Source organism: Chloroflexota bacterium, assembly GCA_020161265.1.
Lineage (GTDB): Bacteria > Chloroflexota > Chloroflexia > Chloroflexales > Herpetosiphonaceae > Herpetosiphon.
Genome location: JAIUOC010000002.1, coordinates 371,563 through 394,188 on the forward strand (window position 1 = coordinate 371,563; position 22,626 = coordinate 394,188).

At 50.5% G+C, this 22,626-nt stretch carries 24 protein-coding genes and 1 tRNA gene; 8 read left to right on the forward strand and 17 right to left on the reverse strand.

Annotated elements, in window-relative coordinates:
* Positions 1-127 precede the first annotated feature (127 nt).
* Complete coding sequence (gene tsaD, locus LCH85_05925; protein MCA0351515.1) at positions 128-1,192, reverse strand: tRNA (adenosine(37)-N6)-threonylcarbamoyltransferase complex transferase subunit TsaD; 1,065 nt, start codon at positions 1,190-1,192, stop codon at positions 128-130.
* A gap of 121 nt (positions 1,193-1,313) precedes the next feature.
* On the reverse strand, positions 1,314-1,523 hold the full coding sequence (locus tag LCH85_05930) for a hypothetical protein (GenBank protein ID MCA0351516.1): 210 nt from the start codon (positions 1,521-1,523) through the stop codon (positions 1,314-1,316).
* Between the two features lie 96 nt (positions 1,524-1,619).
* Between LCH85_05930 and LCH85_05935 the strand changes: the two genes are divergently transcribed.
* Together LCH85_05935 and LCH85_05940 are read left to right on the forward strand one after the other, a co-directional pair.
* Positions 1,620-2,372, forward strand: coding sequence for an alpha/beta fold hydrolase (locus LCH85_05935; GenBank protein MCA0351517.1), 753 nt, complete (start codon positions 1,620-1,622; stop codon positions 2,370-2,372).
* An 8-nt stretch (positions 2,373-2,380) separates the two neighbouring features.
* Positions 2,381-4,138 carry an LCP family protein gene (locus LCH85_05940; protein ID MCA0351518.1) on the forward strand — a complete coding sequence of 586 codons (1,758 nt, stop codon included), beginning with the start codon at positions 2,381-2,383 and terminating at the stop codon, positions 4,136-4,138.
* Positions 4,139-4,222: 84 nt separating this feature from the next.
* Here the strand turns inward: LCH85_05940 and LCH85_05945 are convergent, their stop codons facing one another.
* From LCH85_05945 to LCH85_05980, 8 genes are all read right to left on the reverse strand, one after another.
* The gene (locus LCH85_05945) at positions 4,223-5,056 is read right to left on the reverse strand and encodes a response regulator (protein ID MCA0351519.1); all 834 of its coding nucleotides are present in this window, start codon (positions 5,054-5,056) and stop codon (positions 4,223-4,225) included.
* Complete coding sequence (locus tag LCH85_05950; GenBank protein MCA0351520.1) at positions 5,053-6,333, reverse strand: HAMP domain-containing histidine kinase; 1,281 nt, start codon at positions 6,331-6,333, stop codon at positions 5,053-5,055. Before LCH85_05950 ends, LCH85_05945 begins: the two co-directional genes overlap by 4 nt.
* The gene (locus tag LCH85_05955; protein MCA0351521.1) at positions 6,314-6,634 is read right to left on the reverse strand and encodes a hypothetical protein; all 321 of its coding nucleotides are present in this window, start codon (positions 6,632-6,634) and stop codon (positions 6,314-6,316) included. The genes LCH85_05950 and LCH85_05955 overlap by 20 nt, the downstream gene beginning before the upstream one ends.
* Before the next feature lie 221 nt (positions 6,635-6,855).
* Positions 6,856-8,946, reverse strand: coding sequence for a metallophosphoesterase (locus LCH85_05960; GenBank protein MCA0351522.1), 2,091 nt, complete (start codon positions 8,944-8,946; stop codon positions 6,856-6,858).
* A 104-nt stretch (positions 8,947-9,050) separates the two neighbouring features.
* Positions 9,051-9,338, reverse strand: a complete 288-nt coding sequence (locus LCH85_05965) for a hypothetical protein (protein ID MCA0351523.1) — start codon at positions 9,336-9,338, stop codon at positions 9,051-9,053.
* A 24-nt stretch (positions 9,339-9,362) separates the two neighbouring features.
* Complete coding sequence (locus tag LCH85_05970) at positions 9,363-9,827, reverse strand: hypothetical protein (GenBank protein MCA0351524.1); 465 nt, start codon at positions 9,825-9,827, stop codon at positions 9,363-9,365.
* On the reverse strand, positions 9,827-10,831 hold the full coding sequence (locus tag LCH85_05975) for a hypothetical protein (GenBank protein ID MCA0351525.1): 1,005 nt from the start codon (positions 10,829-10,831) through the stop codon (positions 9,827-9,829). Before LCH85_05975 ends, LCH85_05970 begins: the two co-directional genes overlap by 1 nt.
* Positions 10,832-10,977: 146 nt before the next feature.
* On the reverse strand, positions 10,978-12,234 hold the full coding sequence (locus LCH85_05980) for a glycoside hydrolase (GenBank protein ID MCA0351526.1): 1,257 nt from the start codon (positions 12,232-12,234) through the stop codon (positions 10,978-10,980).
* Positions 12,235-12,646: 412 nt separating this feature from the next.
* Between LCH85_05980 and LCH85_05985 the strand changes: the two genes are divergently transcribed.
* From LCH85_05985 to LCH85_06000, 4 genes are all read left to right on the forward strand, one after another.
* Positions 12,647-13,177: a DUF4446 family protein gene (locus tag LCH85_05985; GenBank protein MCA0351527.1), complete on the forward strand. Its 531-nt coding sequence runs from the start codon at positions 12,647-12,649 to the stop codon at positions 13,175-13,177.
* The gene (locus LCH85_05990) at positions 13,174-13,611 is read left to right on the forward strand and encodes a polymer-forming cytoskeletal protein (GenBank protein ID MCA0351528.1); all 438 of its coding nucleotides are present in this window, start codon (positions 13,174-13,176) and stop codon (positions 13,609-13,611) included. The genes LCH85_05985 and LCH85_05990 overlap by 4 nt, the downstream gene beginning before the upstream one ends.
* 102 nt (positions 13,612-13,713) lie before the next feature.
* Entirely contained in the window at positions 13,714-14,169 is a 456-nt protein-coding gene (locus LCH85_05995; protein ID MCA0351529.1) for a septum formation initiator family protein, read from the forward strand.
* 47 nt (positions 14,170-14,216) lie between these two features.
* Entirely contained in the window at positions 14,217-15,212 is a 996-nt protein-coding gene (locus LCH85_06000; protein MCA0351530.1) for a glycosyltransferase family 2 protein, read from the forward strand.
* Here the strand turns inward: LCH85_06000 and trpD are convergent.
* The 7 genes from trpD to LCH85_06035 form a co-directional block, all read right to left on the reverse strand.
* The gene (gene trpD, locus LCH85_06005) at positions 15,209-16,225 is read right to left on the reverse strand and encodes an anthranilate phosphoribosyltransferase (protein ID MCA0351531.1); all 1,017 of its coding nucleotides are present in this window, start codon (positions 16,223-16,225) and stop codon (positions 15,209-15,211) included. The genes LCH85_06000 and trpD overlap by 4 nt on opposite strands.
* Positions 16,226-16,285: 60 nt before the next feature.
* Positions 16,286-16,361: transfer RNA gene (locus LCH85_06010), tRNA-Pro, on the reverse strand.
* 117 nt (positions 16,362-16,478) lie between these two features.
* Positions 16,479-17,102, reverse strand: coding sequence for a dienelactone hydrolase family protein (locus LCH85_06015; GenBank protein ID MCA0351532.1), 624 nt, complete (start codon positions 17,100-17,102; stop codon positions 16,479-16,481).
* Positions 17,092-18,195 carry a VOC family protein gene (locus LCH85_06020; GenBank protein ID MCA0351533.1) on the reverse strand — a complete coding sequence of 368 codons (1,104 nt, stop codon included), beginning with the start codon at positions 18,193-18,195 and terminating at the stop codon, positions 17,092-17,094. The genes LCH85_06015 and LCH85_06020 overlap by 11 nt, the downstream gene beginning before the upstream one ends.
* 54 nt (positions 18,196-18,249) lie before the next feature.
* Positions 18,250-18,813 (reverse strand): NAD(P)H-dependent oxidoreductase, encoded by a 564-nt coding sequence (locus LCH85_06025; protein ID MCA0351534.1) that lies wholly within the window; start codon positions 18,811-18,813, stop codon positions 18,250-18,252.
* A 177-nt stretch (positions 18,814-18,990) separates the two neighbouring features.
* Positions 18,991-19,398: an anti-sigma regulatory factor gene (locus LCH85_06030; protein MCA0351535.1), complete on the reverse strand. Its 408-nt coding sequence runs from the start codon at positions 19,396-19,398 to the stop codon at positions 18,991-18,993.
* Entirely contained in the window at positions 19,385-19,768 is a 384-nt protein-coding gene (locus LCH85_06035; GenBank protein MCA0351536.1) for an STAS domain-containing protein, read from the reverse strand. Before LCH85_06035 ends, LCH85_06030 begins: the two co-directional genes overlap by 14 nt.
* A 244-nt stretch (positions 19,769-20,012) precedes the next feature.
* Between LCH85_06035 and LCH85_06040 the strand changes: the two genes are divergently transcribed.
* Complete coding sequence (locus tag LCH85_06040) at positions 20,013-20,396, forward strand: DUF983 domain-containing protein (protein ID MCA0351537.1); 384 nt, start codon at positions 20,013-20,015, stop codon at positions 20,394-20,396.
* A gap of 107 nt (positions 20,397-20,503) precedes the next feature.
* Positions 20,504-22,591: a polyphosphate kinase 1 gene (gene ppk1 / locus LCH85_06045; protein ID MCA0351538.1), complete on the forward strand. Its 2,088-nt coding sequence runs from the start codon at positions 20,504-20,506 to the stop codon at positions 22,589-22,591.
* Positions 22,592-22,626: the final 35 nt, after the last annotated feature.

The following is a 22,626-nucleotide window of genomic DNA, read 5'->3' on the forward strand; positions in this document are numbered from 1 at the left end:
AGAACATAAGGCTATAGACTGGTGGCTATTGGATTAGATCTTAGGTATACCAATACATTTTCGATAGCCCAGAGCCTATAGCCTTTCTTCGTGAATCTTCGTGCGCTTTGTGGTTAAAACTGACCGCTTAAATGAGCTTGAGGCTTGGCGTGGCATCGAGCGACCAATCTTGCTGCACGCCCGCTTGATAGCGATAATAGGCGGCAGCGCCAATCATGGCGGCATTATCGGTACACAGCCAAATTGGCGGGTAGGCTACTGGAATAGGCTTGGCGGTTGCGCTCAAGCGTTCGCGTAAGGCAGTATTTGCAGCCACACCACCCGCCAAAATAATCGTTTTGGCTTTGTATTCGCGGGCCGCAGCCACGGTTTTTTGCACCAACACATCGACTGCCGAATCTTGAAAGGCCGCTGCAAGCTGAGCGGTGAAGGCTGGGTCAACTTCAGCAAGTTTAACTTTCTCCATGCGTTCACCCAAGCGATCATTGACCACATTCAGCACAGCGGTTTTGAGGCCGCTAAAACTCCAATCGTAGGTTCCGCGCAACCATGCTCGGGGCAATTTGAGTGCACCTGGATTAACCCCACGCGCCACTTTTTCCATTTGCGGGCCGCCTGGATAGCCCAAGCCCATAATTCGCGCCACCTTATCGAACGCCTCGCCCACAGCATCATCACGGGTTTGCCCAAGCAAACGATAATCACCATGATCGTTGAGCAACACCAAGGCCGTGTGTCCACCAGAGACAATCAAGGCTACACACGGAAATTCTGGGGCTTGGTAGGCCAGATCTTTAGCGGTATGCAGCCACGAAGCATAAATATGGCCTTCGAGGTGATTAACCCCGATAAACGGCAAATTGCGCGACCAAGCAATCGCTTTGGCGGTGTTAATTCCAGTTAATAAAGCGCCAGCTAAGCCTGGGCCATAGGTTGTGGCAACCGCATTAATCGCGCTCCAACCGCCGGGCACTTGGGCCAACACCGTATTAATCACGGGCGTAATCGTCAGAATATGTTGGCGCGAAGCCACTTCGGGCACAACGCCACCATAGCGTTGATGAATATCGATTTGCGAAGCAACGCTATTGGCCACAATCTCGCGACCATCGCGAATAACGGCGGCGGCGGTTTCATCGCACGATGTTTCAATCGCTAAAATCGTAAAACCTGCGGGCATTTGCTGTGACATGAATTCCTACGTTCTATTTCACCTAGCTGTCAGTTGCGCTACATTGACGCTGTGCCGTGGCTATGGCATGATATGAGTGGTAAAAACGACAACACCCCGTTTTTGGGGTGCTGTCGTGCGTTTAGTGCTGTGAAGTGGTTTCCTCAGCGTGACTATCAGCAACAACATGCACATCATTTGGATTATGATGTTCAGCGTCGTGATGCTCATGACCATGGTCTGCATCATGATGATCGTGATGGCCATGCCCACCAATACTATATTCACGGACTTCACTGGCGGCTTTAACTCGCCGATCATATTCGCCATCGATGGCATCTCGAAATGCCACAAAAAACTCTTTAATGCCCATTACGGTTCTCCGTTGAATGATCTGCTGTCGCATTATACCAAAAGTGGCCGCAGGGTGTAAGAAAGATCATAATTCATGTCAACTGTTGGTTGTTTAATTCTTCACGGCTTTACGTCATGCGCCGATTCAGTCAATCGCGTGCCGAGCCGTTTAGCTCCCCATCATATTCCGTATCGCATGCCCTATTTGCGTGGTCATGGCACCTTGCCCGAAGATTTGCAGGGCGTAACCTGGCACGATTGGTATGCTGATGCCAATGCAGCCTTGCGCGATTTACGCCACGAGGTCGATAAAGTTATTTTGATTGGGCTTTCCATGGGTGGCCTCGTGGCCAATCACCTAGCAGCGGCCCATCGCGATGACGTTATTGGGGTAGTTAGCGTGGCCGCTGCCATGCGCTTCCATTATAAACATGCCGATCGGGCACGCTATGTTGCGCCAATGCTAGGGATGTGGGGCGACGAAAATCGTGATATGGGCGCAGGTTGGTACGATAAAGAGACCGGTCGCCAACATGGCAATTATCGACGCTTTCCGGCTCCGGCCTTTGTTTCGCTTTGGCGCTATGCCAAAGTCGTGGAACAACAATTGCCACGAATTACTGCACCAATCTTAATCATTCATTCACATCAAGATCGTACAATTCCAACATCTGCCGCCGAAGCGATCTATCGCCAAGTTGGCTCCAGCGATAAACAATTACTATGGTTCGATAAAAGTGGCCACGAAATGCTCCGCGATGGCGAATCGCCAGCAGTCTTAGATGCTGTCGAGCAATTCGTGCTGCATCATCGTGCTCAATATCAATCATCAACAAACAAGGAGTAGATAGCTGCATGCCTGCAAAAACCGATACACCTGAGGAATCGACCAACGGGTCAGCCAATGATCTATCGCTCGATGCTGAGCATGTTCGTAGTCAAGCTACCACGCCCTTGCCAACTCGTTCACGTGCCGCAGCTAAAGCCGATGCTGCCAACGATGCGGCGTTGATGAATGATCTGTTGTTGAATAATAATTCGACTGCTGCTGCTCGTCCTCGTCCTCGTACCGTACCACGCGCTGAACACGAAGGATCATATGTTCGCGTGCCCAAGGCAGTCCAATCGGCGGTTGGCAGCCGACCAACCTCGCGACCATTGCCACCCAAAACTGCTCCCGTCAAAAGTACCTCACGTGGAGCTGGTTGTGGCATGATTATGCTTGGAGTATTATTGACGGTGGTTTTGGTCGGTGGTGGTGGGGCACTTTGGGCCTATTTAAAGGTTAAAAATGCCACGAGCGATGCTTTAGTAACCATCCCAACCCAAGCGCCAAATCTGGTCGAAAATCCTAATAATCCGAATCCTCAGCCCAATCAACCTTTGGCAACCCCCGATATCGTCAAAGATCCTTTTAATTTGTTGTTGATTGGGGTCGATTTACGCGAGAATGATACCAAAGCTCGCACTGATACGATCATTGTGCTGCATATTGATCCAACCCAAAAATGGGCAAGCATGGTCTCGATTCCGCGCGATAGTTGCGCCGAAATTCCAGGCTACGATGCCCCAGGCACATGTTCGCAGCGAATTAATGCGGCCTACGAACTGGGTTATAAAGAAGGTATCGCCCAAAATATGACGATTCCTTCAACTCAGGCAATGGCATTAACTCGCGATACCGTCGCCAATATGCTGAATATTAATATCGATTATGTCGCCCAAGTTGATTTTAAGGGCTTTCGCAAAATTGTTGATGCCGTTGGGGGCATTACAATCGATGTACAACGCCCGCTGTGGGATGCCACCTACCCAACCGATGATGACGATTATGGGGTGATTCGGCTATTTATTCCGGCTGGTTTGCAACATATGGATGGCACAACCGCGCTGCGTTATGCCCGTTCACGCCATCAAGATGCCGACTATGGCCGCTCACGCCGCCAGCAAGATGTGATTCGGGCGCTGGTTCAAACCCTCAAAGACAAAGGCTTGCTCGACCAAATTGATGCCTTGGATAGCCTTGCTGCACAACTCAAAGGCTCGTTCTATACCGACCTGCCAATCGATGACCTTGGCAATTTACGCGCCTTGGCTGGGCTTGGTAGTGATATTGCCAATGGCCGGATCAAGAGTGTCAAATGGGATACTAGCTCAGTAATCGGCTATATGGATGAGGCGCAGTATGTGCCAATTTGGGACCCAGCCAGCATTGCGGCCACGGTTGATCAATTATTGACCAGCCCAATTCCTGATACCAATAGCCCAGTTGATGGTAGCTCAAACACACCTTCGGACGACAATCTAAGCATCGAAGTGATCAATGGAGCGCAAATTAGTGGTTTGGCAGGCGATGTAGCAACCCACCTCGAAAACCGTGACTATCAATTGCTCAATCCTTCAACTGCCTCAACAGTGTATGACACCACCAAGATCATCGATTTTGGCAACCATAAAGAACTGCGTGAGCAACTTGCTGCTGAATTGGGCATTAGCAGTCGCAACATTATTGTGGTAAGCAAAACCAGCCCAGCCCCTGAACAACCCAAGGGCGACGCAGCGTTGGTACTGTTGCTTGGTCGCGATTACGACGAGGCTTGGCGCAAACCCTAATATAGGCTTTAGGCTATTGGCGTTATAAATCTCCGATAGCCTAGCCTAAAGCCTTCGTGTGCTTCGTGTCCTTCGTGGATAACATTATTCCTCGGCCAAAATATGGTAAAGCTGGGCGATGGCTTCTTTGCGGCGACGATAATATTCGCTTTTCGAGAGGTGTAATTGCTGGGCTTGAGTTTGAGGGTCGTGGAGTTGCACAAATTCGCCCTCTAGAATTGCCAAGGTTTCGAGCACATTCAATTGCATGGCCTCACGAATCACCTTAGCAATTTTGGCTTGGGTTTGCAGGCCACGTTGATAATCGCTAGCAATCTGCGGAAACAAATATTTGGCCAAATGACTCGTACCCAAACCAACCAAGCCTTGCCGATGCAATTGCAACAGCGCTTTGGTCAGATCTTCTTCGTTCAACGGCGGGCTAGGCGTGGGGGCTAGCAAGCGCAAGCGCAGAATATTCAGCAAGGCTTGACTGCCAATCGGCGCTAGTTGAGCGCTTTTCGCTAGCGCTTGCTCAATGCGCTGGGCCAAATCGGGAGTAGCGGGCTTTTCAAGCACGGCATCACAGCCAAAGGCAATGGCTGTTTGGTGTACTTCGCTGGCACTTAAGGCAGTCAATGCCACAATTGCCAACGGTGGCAGACTGCCGTTAGCAATCTGAATTTGCAATTGTAAAGCCAAATTTGCACCCGCCAACGATGAGGCAACCACTTGCTGAAGCGCAGGATCGTTGGGCATATTTAAATCCACAAGTAATAATATTTGGCTTGGCTGATAGGTCTCCAAGGCCTGCTGTAATTGCTCGGTAGCCTGTTTGCTGGAACGCGCCATACTGGTTTGATAGCCAGCTGCCTGTAAATAACGCGCCGCCAACTGCCGATCGACCGCCAGATCATCAACAATAATGCAATAATTCATTGCGTAGCCTGTGGAAAATGGAGTTGAATGGTACAACCTGTCGCAACGTCGGGCACATGCAGCCAAGCTTGGGCCTGCGTAAGCATCTGTTGCACTTGCTTCAAACCCAAGCCTTGGGTGATTGCACTAAAATCAGCCTGATTGAGCGCCGTGCGTAAGGCTTGATGCATGCCAGCCCCATCATCACGAACTTCGATGATCACGTTTTGCTCCGATCGATAGCTACGGATATGTACTTCGTGATGGCAACGGCTCAAACTATTATCGAGCAAGTTGAATAAGGCTCGCTCAAATTGCTCACGATCGGCCACAATCACGCTGCCCGCATCAATTTCAAGCTGCACTTTGGCGATTGGCTCGCTGTAGTAGGCCGCCAAACCGTTGATTGCTGGCTGCAATTGCCTCAAACAGTGCTGTACATCGATGATTTCGAGGCTCGCCCGCTGGCGACCAAGCTGCTGACGGGCTTGATCCAGCAAATTATTAAGTTGACGTTCGACCCGTTGGGTTGCGGCTAGCGCTGGCTGAATCGTACTATTTGTGCTTGGTTGTTCAAACGCCAAGCCTTGTAACAAGCCTTGGACGCTTTTCAAGGGCTGGCGCAAATCGTGTTTCAGCAAACTCAGTTGTTGCACATGGGTTTGTAAATCGTGGAGTTGCTGTTGCATGCTGCTCTGTTGTTGCACCAAATCAGCGGTTTGGCTCTGTTGTTGGCTGGCATGCCATAAGGTTTGGCGCGAAACAAAGCCAATCGTGCTGCACATCAGCACAATGCTCAGCACGACAATCATCACCAAGGCCCATTCATTGAGCACAATAAATTGGCTGGCAAAGCAATAATTCAGCCCAATCAGCCCGCCACTGTACGCCAACACCTGCCAAAATGGCATCACCACCGCAAAACTGGCCAACGCAAACAGCTCTACAATAATCACATTTGGCAAGTGCATCACATAGGCTAAAACCGTATTATGTGTCATTGCAAACACCATCGTAGCATGCCACGCCCAATTAATCTGTTTACGCCGGATCAACCACCAAACCAGTAAAGGATTGAGCAGGCTACGGGTAAGGTGTAAAACTAAAACACTACTTGGCTGCTGATGATTGGCCACCGCTACGATTAATACAAATGTAAATGGCAAAGCCAAACCACCAGCCAACAGCATAATCCACTCTATCAAGCGACGTTTGTTGTGCTCAAGCAGGTGTTGGTAATGACCTACAATAGCTGGATCGGCATGATTTTTGGTTCGATTAATGATCGTTTTGAGCATTGTTGAACCGTCTTTTGAGGCTAGCCAGCATCGTCTGATAATCGTGATCAAACAGCCAGCCAAAGCAACAAAACAGCATCAGGCTATTCAAGTCAGCACTCACTACAATCGCCAGCAACTCGAATGGCAACAAATAGGCAATGATGCTATGCAAAAAATCAATACAGCCAACGATTAATAACGCAATCAAGCTAAAACTAAGAATTTCGAATGCTCCACGCGGGCGAAAATGCTGAATTAAACACCAACGACTAAGCGCAGTAATTGCCAGATGCACTGGCCATAGATGACTGAAGATCATCAATTCACCAACGCTCAACGATCAATTGCAGTACTAAACAACTAAACAGCCCCAACCCGCAACCCAAGCCAATCCCAATAATTGGCCAGAACAGCCGTTTAGCCTCACGATCAAACTTCAACACGCTACACTCATGAAACTAGCTCCAACTGATTCGCTCAGCGCTAGTTTAGCTGAATCGGTTGTGTTTGAATCGGGCTTTTTCCCAGCTTTTTCCCAAGCTAGATGGCTAAAATGCTGGCGGGGCTAGGCACTAAATCGCGGGTAACTACGCGCTCATTGGCTCGATTGGGAGCCAAAATATCAATTGGTTCTTGAGGTTCGAGCTGATTGTTGGAGCCAGTCGTAAACCATGGCGTAATTCGCAAGCGCCAGCCATTCAAGGTTTCATCAAGATTAAGCGTAAGCAAGCTTTGCAATAATGGTGAGCGATCGTGATTAAGCGCATTGGTGTAGCCGCGATTTAAAATATTTGGCTCTTGGCCGACGAGCCAGCGGCGCAAGCCCCACATTTGGTCATCAAGCTCGATTTTGCCGTTGAATTTTGACCGAAGCTGTTGCGCTGTTGGAAAGACTTCGCGCAACATCACCTGATCGACGATATCCTGTTCATCGTCACGGTAGACAAAGCGCGATTCCAAGGGGGTCATGCCGCTAGGCGTGTGCCAATGTAAATCAACTGGCTTGCTCAGATACGCGCCACCACCGCCATTGACCAGATGATGCGCAATATGTTGGGTTCCGCGCAAAGTGATATAGCGAGCTTCGTAATGTTGGAAGGCATGGGTATCGCCGCCAATCACCACATGGGTTTCATAGCGCCGCAATAATTCATACAATTGGCGCATGCCAGGGTGATCGGCAAAGGCTCCATTAACATATAACGGCTCGCTGAGCACTACCGCAATAATTTTTTGTTGATTGAAGGCCGCTAGTAAACAGGTTTCCAGCCATTGCAACTGAATTGGATCGACGCTGCCGATGCAGCCGGTATCGACCGCCAACAACACAAATGGCACAGGATCAAAGCTCAATTCAAAAAATGGCAAGCGTTGGTGAGTGCGCGGCTCATTCAGGTCGCCGCCAAGCCGCGTCAGGCCATAGCGTTGGCGCAAACTTTGCACTTCGTTCCAACGTAATTGACCCCATGGGTAGCCATAGCGTGCCCAAGGCCCAGTTTTGAGTGCTTTGGCCCATTGTTGCAATTGCGGATCGCGGCTTTCGACATGGGCGGCGGCATAGCCAAAATTCAGCATCAAGCCCTTTAAATCGTTGTACCAATCGTGATTGCCCGCCAAACCATACATTAATGGCGGGGTTGGGCTATCGCTCGCATAAGGTCGATACAGCGTGCGTTCATAATCCATCAACTCGCCAGCTGGGTAAACAATATCCGAGCTAAGGATGGTAAAAGTGGGGTAAGCCGGATTGGCTGGGCCTTGTTGCGCCAATGCGCTTTGTTCGGGCACAATTGGCGGGGCAATCTGCGATTCGTCGCCCTCACCAGGATCGCCAATCACCGCGAAGGTAAAACCGCGTTGCGGGTGAGCGACTGGCTCAATTTTGGCGGCTTTGGCGACATCACGCGGCGCTTTGCTACCCACAATATGCTCGATATAGGCCATACGCACCGTATCAGCCAAATCGCTTTCGGCCAACGGTGGAATCCCCCAACGTGGCATCAAACTATATTTCAAATGGGGCAACAATGTGCGCCAGTTTGGCGGGTCGATCCACGAGAAGCTGCCACTTTTGAGCAAACGCCGCGCAAGGTAGAATCCCAAATAGTAAATGGTGAGTAGCACACACAGGGTTGCTAGCAATTCAACCCAATTTTTAATCGCATCGATAAAACGAGTGTCGCTATCGAGAATTCGCGCTGGAACCAGCAATAGTTCTAATATGATGGCAATTCCGCTGACCGTCAGCAAGACCATACATAAAAATTGGATGACGACTAGCACGCCGCCAGTATAGCTTGAGGGTGAACGATCGCCTGCGCGTAAGCGTCGCCGTAGCTCGCGATAGAGCGTCAGCAAGCCCATAATTGCTAATGAGCTGGCAATCACCGTGCGTAGTTGAGGAAACGGCAGCAGTGCGAGGGTGAGCATGGTTGTGCTGACCGCAAAAATCTTAATCAGCAGCAGGGCTGCCCCAGCCAATTCCATCATCGTCATGGTGCGATGTGCCCAGTGTGAGGTTTCGATCCAAATTAAACTGAGCACTAAGATTGTGGTGATGATTAAGTAGGTACGAGCCGAGCTTGGCATGCCCAACGCAACCAAATATTCAGCGATTGTTCCAAGCAGCATAACGCACCTCAACACACAACAATCCTTGGGGCATTTCGATTGATTCAAGTATCCCTGCTATGGCTGATGATTCCAAGCAGGGATGATTGCAATTAGCTAACAAATTAGTGGCGTTTTTGTTTGGCAAGCCGTTCGTTGCCCCGTTTAAAATTACCAGTGATTTTGGCCATCACCAGTTGGGCAGCTTCACCATCAAGCTCGGCGATGTTGGCGAGAAAGTGTTGGGCTTTGGCTCCACTCAAAATCATCACTTGCTTGCCATACCAACTAATAAAGACTTTGCCAGCTTTACTGACGGAGTAATCGAAGGCTTCATCCTCGACGGCATTGGTTTTACGCGGGGCGGGTTCGGTCTCAAGCTCTTCCAGTTCGGGATCAATCTGTTCGCTCAACGTTGGCGACTCCTTGGCAAAAAATTAGCGTCTGCGCACTTCAGGAGGAATTGCCGCCAGCCAGCCAAGTTCAACCACCGCCCATAATCCCAAAAGAATGGCTTCGGCTGCATCGTGACGCAACGAGGTAGGGCGTGGTGCATCCGACCATTCGATCACGCGGCGGGCTAATTCATCGGCCACAGCTTTGGCTTGCTCTCCGGTGCGTTGCTCACGAGCATATAACAAACTCGCTCGCCAAACCTCAGCACTTGTACGGATCAACTGTAGGTCGCGGCGGGTAGCTTCGCGCTCCCAAACATCGGCAATCGGGCCGCCGCCCTCAAGCACCAACACGCTCAGATCGCTAATTTCGGCTAATTGGCCGCTACTGCCACGGCGTAAGCGCGGCAATGAACCATAGTTATGCGAACGATACCAAAGTAGTTGGCCTGCGCGGTTGTAGCACGCAAAACCAGTGCGAATGCCCAAATCAACCGCTAGTAACATTAGCGTTCTCCAAAACTATCGCCCCGTTGCGGGTTGCTTAGCTCTTGATTGTAGGCTTCTAGCCCACCAATTGCTCGTTGAAAATGGCCATCGGCCTCTTGCAAACGTAGGGCAGCACGGTTGGCAATCGCCACATTATAGTTAGTATAGTATTCCAAAATATCATCAAAGGCAGCTTGTTCTAATTGCAGGCCTTGTTTATATTCGTTATGAATTTCGGCCAAAATATCAGGAGCTTTGACCCGCTCCAAATCGGTGTAGGCTTGACGCACCACATCGCGATAGATTTTGGCGGCCTCAATTTGCTCAGTTGCCACGGTCGAGGTATCACTGGTTGCGCGATAGGTTGTGACTGCTTGGTCGAGGCGTTGGCGAATTTCACCAACTTGGCTCAGATAGCGCAATAATTCAACCTGATTCATTTCCGAGGCCGCGACCACCGCCTGCGGATCAGATTGATCATTAATGGCGACATCAAGGCCTGCGGGAATTTGGGGTAAGGGCTGGGCTTTGGCAACCGAAAGCATCACTGCGGTGAAGCTAATTGCCAAAATCACGGCAACGAGCGAAGCAACGCGCACAACTTTACCGCTGCGCTCAGAATCGCGCCATTCTTGCCACCAAGCTTTTTCGGCAGTTGGGGCGATTTCGGCAGCACGCTCCTCGGCGGTTGGGATGCTGATTTGTTGCAAGCCACTAGGCGGTTTGGGCGTGGTAACACTAGCAGGCTTAGTTTGCTGCTGCTGAATCCAAGCTAAACCTTTGCGGGCTTGTTGGTTATGCGGGTTGATTTTGAGCGCCGATTGCAAACAAAATTCGACATCACGCGGCTCGTCGAGCACCCCACTAAGCCAAAGCCAAGCTTGTTCGTGGCGCGGATCAAGCTGAACCGCCTTGGTCAATAAGCCTGCTGCAATCCGCCGTTGACCGCCACGAGCCGCCGCCAAGCCACGCTCATATAAGCGCTGCGCCTCAACACTATAGGTTGTAATGCCTTGTTCCATAATCCTCTGTAGGGATGAAGGATGAAGTATGAGGGATGAAGCTTTATCCTTCAACAATTAGGTTAATCACATGCCAGAAATCACGCGGAATCAATCAGTCTCGATTAAGTTTTCATCCTTCATCCCTTATCCTTCATCCTTCTAAATCAATGGCCAGGAATATAGCGATTGATTGAGCGTTGGACGATCAAGGGATCTTGTTTCAACGAGTCACGAATATAGGTCCAGTTTTGGGGATCTTCGCTGCCCAAGCGCCAAATTGCAATGCCCGCTAAATCGTTTTCGCGAATCATCTCCATTTTGGCGGTTAGCGACCGATAATTGGAGAACCAAACCGTGCGTCCAGCATAGTTAAAGGTTGATTCTTGGATTTGCAGCCCGCCATCTTCTTCGACCAAGCGAATTTGGGGCTGGTAGGTGGCCTTAATTTCTTCAACCTCGGTATAACTTCGGGCAATGCCAAAACCGCCATTACCAGGCCAATCGTAGGCATAAAACGAAATTCCAATTTGAATTTTGCTGGGGTCAACTTGGGTTTTGGCATATTCGGCCACCGCTTTGACCCAAAACATCGGAGCAATTGGGCCTGGCTCCGAGCCACGCCAGCTATAATCGTAGGTCATAATCCGCAGGCGATCAACCACTTTGCCCAAATCGGCATAATTTTGGTAATCGGGACGGCCTGTATGGGCATGCACTGCAACCGTTAGCAATTTATCTTCAGCATGCAACGCAGCACCCAATTCAGTCATAAACGCGGTAAATTCATCTTCATAATCAAGCGAAAGCGATTCATAATCGATGTCAATGCCATCGTAGCCGTAGGTACGAACCTCATCCATAATAATATTAATATGGTTTGTACGGCTTTCGGGCGTAGCCAACACCACCGAAGCTGCTTCCAAATCTTCAATATTATGCACAGTTGGGATAATCAGCACATTATTTTCTTTGGCAATTTGCACCAATTCGGCATCACGTGAGCCAACATCGGCGATTAACGTGCCATCAGGGCGCACGCCATACCAAAACGGGCTGACCTCATCGAGAATATCTTTGTTGGCTTCAAAGGTTGCACGAGCAGCCTCGGCATCAAACGATGTTGGTAGCCAAGCAGCGACATAGCGGCCTGTTTTGGGGTGGACTCCGCGCACATCATTGGCGCTAGCAGGCAACTCTGAGCCACCTTGACCATCGGCTACCGTGTTAGGCAGCGGCTGCAAGGTTGGCGCAACAAAGGTAGGGACGGGCAGAGCGGTTGAAGTTGCTCGGGGCAATAGAGCTTGGGCGGCGGCATCGGCGGCGCGACTGTGCTTGATCCGTAAATCAATAAACTGCCAGAGAAACACGATCCAGACCAAAATCCCAATTGCAAGAACCCCACGGAAGAGATGACGAAACATAACAATTCACTCGATCAGCAAAAAATCCACAAAAAAGACCACTCAAAGTATAACCGATTAAACAAGGCTTTCCAAGAAAGCCTAGATTAAAGGATGAAGTATAAGGGATGAAGGATGAAGCAAAGGTTTTAACGCAGAGGATTCAGAGGTCAGGATTCAGGGGTTAGGATTGAGCAGCGCTGAGCCAATTAGTCCATTAGGGATGGCAAAAGCATCATTCGGGGCAAAAAACAACCTAGCACTCTTCAGGTGCTTTGCGGTTTTAGCCCTTCGTGTCTTTCGTAAATCAATATTCTGATCCCTGATGCCTAACCACTGACCCCTAATCCTATTCTCTGTTCTTGATCGGCGTTTGCGTGAGGGTGATAGCCTCGTTTATAATGAAGGGCAGTTTTGAAGACGAGGCATATCCTTGATAGCTTTTTGGACAACCTATGGCTTCTACTTATGGATCGGCAGCGGCCTACTGATTATCGGCTTGCTGATCTGGATCGGGCGTTTAAGCAAACGGCTGAGCGTCATCGATCAACGCTACACAGCCCTCACTAAAGGTGTTGATGCTGAACATCTTGAAGATATTTGGCTTCAGCGCTCGCTGCAAGTTGCTCATCACGATGATCAAATAACCGCCCTCGAACGTGAAGTTCGGCGTTTGGGCCGCAGCAGCCTGCATCATGTTGGGTTAGTGCGCTTTAATCCCTTTGGCGATGTTGGCGGCGATCAAAGTTATGCTTTGGCGCTGCTTGATGGCGAACAAAGTGGGGTTGTCCTGAGCAGTATCTACAGTCGTTCAGGGGTGCGTACCTACGCCAAGGCTGTGCAACGCGGCCAATCAACCCATACGCTTTCCGAAGAAGAAGTTGCATCAATTGCGCAAGCCCTTGGTCAATTTACCTCGGTGGAATCAGCAGCTCAACCCGCTACAACAGGAGGCAATTCATGAGCTTATTCGGTAACAAAAAAGTGGTACAACCAATCGCCCAATCGCCAACCGGCAAGCCCGAAACCGTGATTGGAGCCAATACCACCTTTGTTGGAACCCTCAAATCCGACGGGAATGTTCGGGTTGATGGCTCTGTTGAGGGCGAGATCGAGGTGCTTGGCAATTTGATTGTTGGTTCAACTGGGCGGGTTATCGCTACGCTCAAGGCTCAAAATATTCACGTCTCGGGCGCAGTCAAAGGCGAAATTATCGCGACTGAGCAACTGGAAATCTCGCCTTCGGGCAAGGTTTGGGGCGATATTACTGCCGCTTCGTTACATATCGAGCCAGGTGGCTTGTTCCGTGGCCAAAGCAGCATGACTTCAAATATCGACGAGCCATTGTTGCTCGATGCTCCACGCTCACGCTTAAACGAAGAGCCAAGCGGGGTTTAATTCCTCAATGCTGATTGTTAGCAATTTGTCATCGATCAAGGCAGTTTTTTGCCCAAGCGGTGTGCTAGGCTAACACGACTATCTAAACCTGAGGATGATGTTATGGCTCGTTGGCGCTGGCCACAATGGCGTAAACCACAAATTCCGCAACCAACGCAATTGCGCAGCGGGGCGACGTTGGCCGTAACTTGGGGCTTGGCCGCCTTTGCCCTGTATTTGATGGTGCTATTTGGCAGTTTGGTGGTTCAAGGCTATACCATGGAGCAACAAGCTCAAGCCTTAGAGGCTGAAAATGCTCGTTTGGCCGCCGAAAGCCAAGCCCTGCGTGACCGCGCTGCCTATGTGCGCTCCGATGCAGCGATCGAATTGGCCGCCCGTGATATGCTCGATATGGCCAAGCCAGGCGATGTGGTGTTGCATGTGAGTGTCGTTACGCCAACCTTGACCGTTTCGCCAACCATTGCCTTAGAAGCTCCCGCCGCCGATCCAGTGGCCTTGCCGCCTGTGGACTCAACGCCCAATTGGCGGCGTTGGCTGGAAGTGCTATTTGATTCTTAATTTTGGATGAAGGATCGAGCGATTGGGTGACCAATCGCTTTTTTTGTATGAATTGTTCTGTCATTATTTTAAATTGGAATGGCCGCGCACTGCTCGCTGATTGCCTCAATGCCTTATTGCCCCAATGCGATGCTTCAATCGAAGTGTTGGTGGTGGATAATGGCTCACATGATGGCTCGGCAGCGTGGCTGCATCAACATTATCCTCAAGTGCGCTTGCTGGCGCTCACCAACAATCGCGGGTTTAGCGGTGGGGTTAATGTTGGCTTGCATGTGGCGCGTGGCGATGTGCTGTTGTTGTTGAATAATGATGCAATCGTTGAGCCAAATTTTATCTCGGCCATTCTCGCGCCGTTTCAGCACCAACCAACGCTTGCTGCTAGCGCTGGTCTGCTGACCTTCGCTCATCGACCCGAAATCATTGCCTCAGCCGGAATCCAGCTCTATCACGATGGCGTGGCGACTGATGCTGGGTTGTTGCAGCCAGTTGCTCAATTAGCCAGCCAACCCAGCCCAATTTGGGGTGGCAGCGGCGGAGCAGTGGCCTATCGACGCGCCGCTTTAGCCGATGTCGGCATATTTGATGAAGGCTATTTTGCCTATTTGGAAGATGTCGATTTGGCCTGGCGGTTGCAGTTGCGTGAATGGCAAACCGTGCTAGCCCCACAGGCCGTCGCTCGGCATATCTACTCGGCAACTGGCGGCGAAGGCTCGCCCTTCAAAGCTTGGCTGATTGCGCGTAATCGCTGGCGGGTAATTTTGCGTTGCTGGCCAACGCCGTTGTTGGCCCGTGATCTCCCATTAATGCTAGCTTACGATGGTTTAGCCTGTGCTCAAGCCATCCTGCGCCGCCGCTGGACGACGGTCAGTGGGCGCTTGCATGCCTTGCGTCAACTACCGCAACTACGTCAACAGCGCCACGCGATCCAAACCCGCCGCACTGCTCCAATCGCTGAGCTTGATCGTTGGATTAAACCAGCCCGTTCGCCGCTGGCAATTTGGCGCGAAACCAAAGCTCTTGGTCAATTGATCGCCCAACGCTAGCCTTTGCTGGCCTCGATCATTCGTTGCATGCGCTGATTAGCAGTGCCAGTGTCGATGGCCTGTTGGGCTTGACGCAAAGCTTCGCCAAATGAATCGGCGCGTTCGCAAGCAACCAAAGCGGCGGCGGCATTCAACAGCACAATATCGCGGCGCGGGCCAGTATCGCTGCCATCAAGAATCGCCTTGGTCATGGCCACATTTTCTGCGACCGAGCCGCCAGCAATTGCTTCACGCGGCGCGAGGCTTAACCCAAAATCACTGGGGCTAATTGTCGAGGCTTGGGGCGTAGCCCCAGCTCGCACATCAAACACTAAGGTTGAGGCGCTGATTGAAATTTCATCAAGCCCATCGCTGCCATGCACCACCAACGCGCGGCGAATGCCCATTTTGCTTAAGGCGTTGGCTAACTTTTCGGCCAAACCAGCATTAGCAACCCCAATCACCTGATATTCGGCGCGGGCTGGGTTGGTCAGTGGCCCCAGCACATTGAAAATCGTGCGAATGCCAATTTCGCGGCGCACCGGCCCAGCGTAGCGCATGGCTGGATGAAACTTAGGCGCAAACATAAAACCAATGCCTGCTTGGCGCAAACAACGGGCCACACCGTCAGCATCAAGCTCGATATTGACCCCTAAACCTTCGAGTACATCAGCTGAGCCACATTTCGATGACATGGCGCGATTGCCGTGCTTGGCGACGGTTGCACCTGCACCTGCTGCCACAAACGCCGCAGTGGTTGAAATATTAAAAGTATTCGAATGATCGCCGCCAGTGCCACAGGTATCGACCACGCCGCCATCGTGAGGCACGGCCAGCGATTTAGCCCGCATCACTTGGGCCATACCAGCAATTTCTGCGTCAGTTTCACCTTTAAAATGTAACGCTGTGAGCAAGGCCGCGATTTGGGCTGGCGTGGCCTCGCCATTCATCATCTGCTCCATCACCGCCGCCGCATCGTCTTGGCTTAAATCCGTTCGATTGGTAACCGTAATAATTGCATCGCGAATCTGCATGGTTGGCTCCTTGCAGCAAAACAACAAAAAAACAACGAGAGCAAATTGCCCTCGTTGTAGTGGTCGGGGTGATAGGATTCGAACCTACGACCTCAACGTCCCAAACGTCGCGCGCTACCAACTGCGCTACACCCCGTTGCTTTTGTTTTATCGTTGCGCGTGGCATTATAGCGGAGAATAGTTTGTTTGTCAAATTGTACGAAACCGAGCATCAAACTGCTGTTTCTGGTAGCAGTTTGATGCTCGAACAAAACTAGCCGAGCTTACTCAGCAAAGCTTGAATTGCGCTAATTTCGTCGTCGTTGACAGTATGACCCATATTTGGGTAGAGCCGCAGATCAACCTTGGCCCCAGCTTGCTCAAAAACGCTAGCACTTTCGCGCACCCGTTCGGCAGCAATATGAAAATCACGGTCGCTACAGCCGAGAAATGCCGTTGTACCTGCGAGGTTGGTGCTATAGCTAGTCAAATGCGTGCCAGCGCCAATCAGGCCGCCGCTGAGCGCAATTACGCCAGCCAAGCCCTGACCATAGCGGGCCACCCATTCCAAGGCTAAACATGCGCCCTGCGAGAAGCCCAACACTACAATCTTATTGCGCGGAATTTTGTGAGCTTCGGCCTCAGCCACGGCGCGACCAACCGCCGCTAAGGCAAAATCGAGTGCTGGCTGATTGACCGCGACTGGCTCGATAAAACGCTGCGGATACCAGGTATGATTATCGGCTTGGGGCGCAAGATAAGCCCAATCTGGCCGCTCAAACGCTTGGCTCAAACTGAGGATGCTGGCAGCATCAGCGCCGCGTCCATGCACCATAATCATCACGCCAGCTGCGGTTTCAAGGCTGGCTCCTGTTTGAATAATCGGATTAGAATGCATGACTTTGCTCCACCACTGCCAATTTACTACATGGAATAACCAACGGCGTAAGATGTTCTTCGATTAGGCTGCGTTGAGTTTCGAGCCATGGTGGCAATTTTAGGCTTTTACCCAATTGCTCAACTGGCTCATCGACTGCAAAACCAGGCCCAAGCGTTGCCAACTCAATGATATGCCCATCGGGATCATTGGTATAAATGCTTTTGAAATAAGTCCGATCTTGGACAGGCGAAACGCGTTTGCCAAAACTCAGCAAGCGTTCGCGCCATGCCAACTGCTCATCGTCGTTAGCAACTGCAAAAGCAATATGATGGGTTTGGCCAGCACCCATGCGTACAGGCCGCGTATGCGCTGGATCACGCTCAAAATAGGTCATGACCGTGCCAGGTTTGCCATTCTCACTGCCCCAGTACCAGTGCGCCGAAGTTGGATCATCGAAGTTATAGGTCATTTTGACTCGTTGCAAGCCCAAAATACCTGCATAAAACTCGTGCGAACGCTCGACGCTCGCGCCGATTGCTGAAATATGGTGCAAGCCTTCGTGCAACGACATATCGGCGGTAATTTCGGGCACTGGTTCTGGCCAATTGATCGTAGCAATATCACATTCGTTACGATTGCTGCTCATCAAATCCATTGGTGGCATCAAGGCTGTTTGTCCAAGGCTTTCCAATGGCTCATCGACCGTCCAGCCTGGGCCTTTGGTCGCAATTTCGATGATCGTGCCATCGGGATCACGGAAGTACAGCGATTTGAAATAGTTACGATCGTATGGGCCGTTGACCCGTACTTTGGCATCGAGCAAACGGCGTTTCCATTTGAGCAAAGCCTGCTCGTTGGCAACGCTCAGCGCCAAGTGATGGGTGCCACCGATGCCAGTTGCCCCGCGCGGCGCACGTGGCCATTCAAAAAAAGTGATAATCGTGCCAGCAGAGCCATGCTGATCGCCAAAATAAAGATGATAGGAACCGGGATCGTCGAAATTCACGGTTTGCTTGACCAAACGCAGCCCCAATACGCCAGTATAAAAATCAACAGTTCGCTGCGCATCTGCACTAACAATTGTAATATGATGTAAGCCCAAAATCGACATAATCAACACTCCTTTGTGTGAACATGCGACGACCCGGTTGCCCTAATTAACTATTTATTGACTTAACCGTTTCGTCCAAGCCACAAGCGCTTCTAAATGGTTACGTACAACCTTGCGGGTTGGTTCATCGTGTAATTGACCATCGCTAAACTTTTTGTCTGCGAAGGTAATCATCACCTCAGGTTTATTTAAGGGATGCATGTTGGTATTGACGGTCACTTGGCGTAAATGGTGCTGGCCGCGAGCGGTGCCATAGGCTCCAACGCTTGCGCCAATAATTCCCAAGGGCTTGCCGCTCAGTGGCATCTCGCCAGCGCTACCAGGCCGCGAAGCCCAATCGAGCGCATTTTTCAGCACGCCAGGAATTGAGTAGTTGTACTCAGGCGTGGCGATTAGTACAGCATCGGCTTGACTAATTGCTTGGCGAAGGATTTGCACACTGCTCGGGAAGCCATGTTGCTCAACATCCTCATTGAATAACGGAATATCATGCAATGTGACGATATTGAACTCCACGTCATCGGGCATTAACCCAGCCGCAGCCCACAACAACGCCGTGTTATACGAATCCTTGCGCAAGCTGCCCGAAATCCCAACAATCTTGAGTGTGTCTGCCATAGACGAACTTCCTCCAACAAATGGTTGTTGATGATCACACACTGATTGTATCGCGATAATACGATCGTGTTGTCCGTCAAGTTGTCCATCTTTTTGTCCTTGGAAGCGTCCTATTTTCGTTAAACAATAAAGAGCAGCAGGTGCTGCTCTTGGTCGGGGTGAATTCTGATCGGTTGTTTAGGGGCGTTTCCATTTGCGGCAGGTAATTTTGGTACCCTCGCCGACCACCGACTCAATTTCGAACTCATCCATGAGCCGTTTTGCACCTGGCATGCCCATCCCCATCCCCTTGGAGGTGGTATAGCCATCCTGCATCACGAGGCTAATATCCTCGATCCCTGGCCCTTGGTCTTCGCAAACGACCTGAAGCCCCTTGCGGAGCCCCTGTTGAATTTCACTGACAGTGACAGTACCTTCACCGGCGTAGAGATAAATATTCCGCGCCAGTTCGGAGATCGCGGTAGCAATCCGTGCTTGGTCGATAGCGCCAAAGCCCATTGCCTTAGCCATATCGCGGGCCGCCATCCGTGCCGCCACAATGTCGAGGTCGCTCTGAATTGTGATGACTTTATTAGGCATTGCCATCCGCATTGTTCTCCGTAATCAGCCGCAACTTAGCGATGCCTTTTTCCAAATTCAGCGCCGTTGTGACACCAGGCAACTCAAGCCCAAGCTCCACCAACGTAATTGCGACGGCTGGTTGCAACCCTGTAATAACAACGGTTGTCCCCATCAGGCGAGCCATCGCCGCAATATCACTAATCAAGCGGCCTACGAAGCTGTCTAATACATCCATCGCCGTTAGATCGATGATGACCCCTTTTGCTTTGGTCTCATAGATCTTCTGGAGAACCGCGTCTTTGAACTGAATTGCTTGCATGTCATACAGGGCAACCTGAACCGAAGCAATTAAAAAGTTCTCGATCTTAAGAATTGGAATATTAACGATGTCCAAGCGGCCTCCCTGAAGTCGAACGCGAAGATGAGCCACAACAAAAGCTTGCGTATGGAGTATGTGCCTATTATACGTATGATATTGCTACTCGGCAAGCGTGAGTTTGCTGCTCATTTCGGAGTAATTTTCGCTATCATACAGCATAAAGCATCTCTATGCACATGTTTTTAGGCCTGTCCTAGGCTATAACAGGACTTAAGGATTACTCACGGCGGGTTTTAGCAAATCTAGCAACGAAAGGTTGATGATGTTTAATGCACTTTTGATGCTCTGGCGTGGTTTGGGTGGGCGTTGCCCCACATGTGGCTATGGGCACATGTTCAAAACATTTTTTGGCCTAATTGAAGGGTGCGCGGGCTGTGGCCTACGCTTTGAAGGAACTGGCGATCAAAGTACGGGGGCAATGGGAATTTCATTAACAATCACCGTAGCACTTGGCTTTGCTGGAGCATTAATTTTAGTTTGGCAATGGCCTGACCATTTAATTCTGGGTACTGCTGGGTTAATTGGCGTGCTGAGTATTTTTCAATTGTTCTGCTACCGGGTGTCGCGTGGCTTCTGGATTGGCATTCTAGCAATTACTGGGGCGATCCACGAGGATGAGCGGCGCGATGAGTTTTTTCTTTAAACCTTGGTTAAATTTAGCCATTGTCGTAGGTTTACTGGTTGTAGGGCACACTTTTTGCCGTACAATGGCAACGCCGTTTTGATCTTGAATGTGGAAAGAAGCGTCCCATGACTGAGTTGTTGATACCCGACACAGTTGCTGAACCACTAAATTTGGCTGACCCACGAAATTTTCTGAATCGTGAATTGAGTTCGTTAGCGTTTCATCGGCGCGTCTTAGAGGAAGCCCTCGATCCTTCATTGCCCTTGTTGGAGCGCGTGAAATTTTTGGCGATTTTCAGCACCAATCTCGATGAGTTTTTTATGATTCGGGTTTCGGGGATTCGCCAGCAAGTTGCAGCGCGGGTCTTTGAACGCTCAGCCGATGGCAAAACGCCGCTTGAGCAATTACGTGCAATTCGGGCAGCAGTTGCGCCCTTGATGGAAATGCAGCGCGAATGCTTTACCCAAGATTTGCAGCCCAAATTGGCTGCCGAAGGGGTTTTCATTCAAGAATATAGCCAGCTTTCGATTCATCAACAGGCGTGGCTCAAAAATTATTTTGATAATGAGATTTTTCCGGTGCTGACCCCCTTGGCATTTGACCCAGGCCATCCCTTCCCACATATTTCTAATTTGAGCCTCAATTTGGCGGTGGTGATTCAAGACCCTGATAGCGATGAACATTTTGCGCGGATCAAAGTGCCCGCTTCGTTGCCACGCTTGGTCAGCGTGCCCAGCGAGCAGCCAAATACCGTTTGTTATACTTGGCTCGAACAAATTATCGCCGAAAATATTAGCACGCTCTTTCCTGGCGTACAGGTTTCTGAGGCTTATACCTTTCGAGTTATTCGCAACGCCGATGTCGAAATTGAAGAAGATGAAGCCGCCGATTTGCTTGAGACGATTCAGGCAGGTGTCCGTCAACGCCGTTTTGGCTCAGTCACCAAGCTTTCAGTTCACTCGACCATGCCGCCACGAATTGTCGATTTGCTGATCGATAACCTTGAGGTTGAACGCGATGATGTCTATCAATTGAATGGTTCGCTCGATTTGAGCAGCCTCATGAGTGTCGTGCGCTTGGATCGTTGGCAGTTGAAGCTGCCACCATTCAAGCCCAGCGTGCCAGCGGTGCTTTCAACGGGCGAAGATATTTTCAATGTAGTGCAACGCCGCGATGTGCTGCTGCATCATCCCTACGATTCGTTTATGCCAGTGGTGGATTTTCTGCAAGCAGCGGCGCGTGACCCAAACGTGTTGGCGATTAAACAAACGCTCTATCGGGTTGGCTCGAATTCGCCAATTGTTAAAGCCTTGCTCAAAGCGCGTGAGAACGATAAACAGGTAGCGGTGCTGGTGGAACTCAAAGCGCGTTTCGATGAGGAAAATAACATTGAATGGGCCAAGGCTTTGGAACGTGAAGGCGTGCATGTGGTTTATGGCTTGATGGGCTTGAAAACTCACTGCAAAGTTGCCTTGGTGGTGCGCAAAGAGCGCGATGGCGTATCGCGTTATCTGCACCTTGGTACAGGCAATTACAACGCTGTAACCGCCAATATTTATACCGACCTTGGTTTGCTGACCTGTAATCCTGATTTTGGGGCTGATGCCTCGGATTTGTTTAATTTTCTCACAGGCTACTCGCGCCAAAGCCAATTTCGCAAATTATGGATTGCCCCGATCAATTTGCGCCGCCGCTTGACCCATATGATCGAGCGCGAGATTCAACATCAACAAGCTGGGCGGAGCGGCAAATTAATTTTCAAAATGAATTCGCTGGTTGACCCAAACATCATTCAATTGCTCTATCGGGCTTCGCAGGCTGGGGTTGAAATTCAATTATTGGTTCGCGGCATGTGTTCGCTACGACCTGGGGTTGAAGGCTTGAGCGAAACCATCCAAGTTAAGAGTATTGTTGGGCGCTTTTTGGAGCATAGTCGCCTGTATTATGCTCGCAATGGCGGCGACGAGCAATTATATGTTGGCAGCGCCGATTTGATGGAGCGCAATTTAGATCGCCGAGTTGAGGTTTTATTCCCAATCGAAGACCCAAGTTTATTGAACTATATTCGTGAAGAGATTTTGGGCGTGGCATGGCGCGATACCGCCAAAGCACGAATTTTGCTGCCCAATGGCTTATATGGCTGTAATTTGCCACCTGCTGGCGAAGAACCCTTCGATAGCCAGATGTATTTTTTGCGTCGCCACACAGCTTAAGCTACCATAAGAGCGAACTCGGCTGGGTTCGCTCT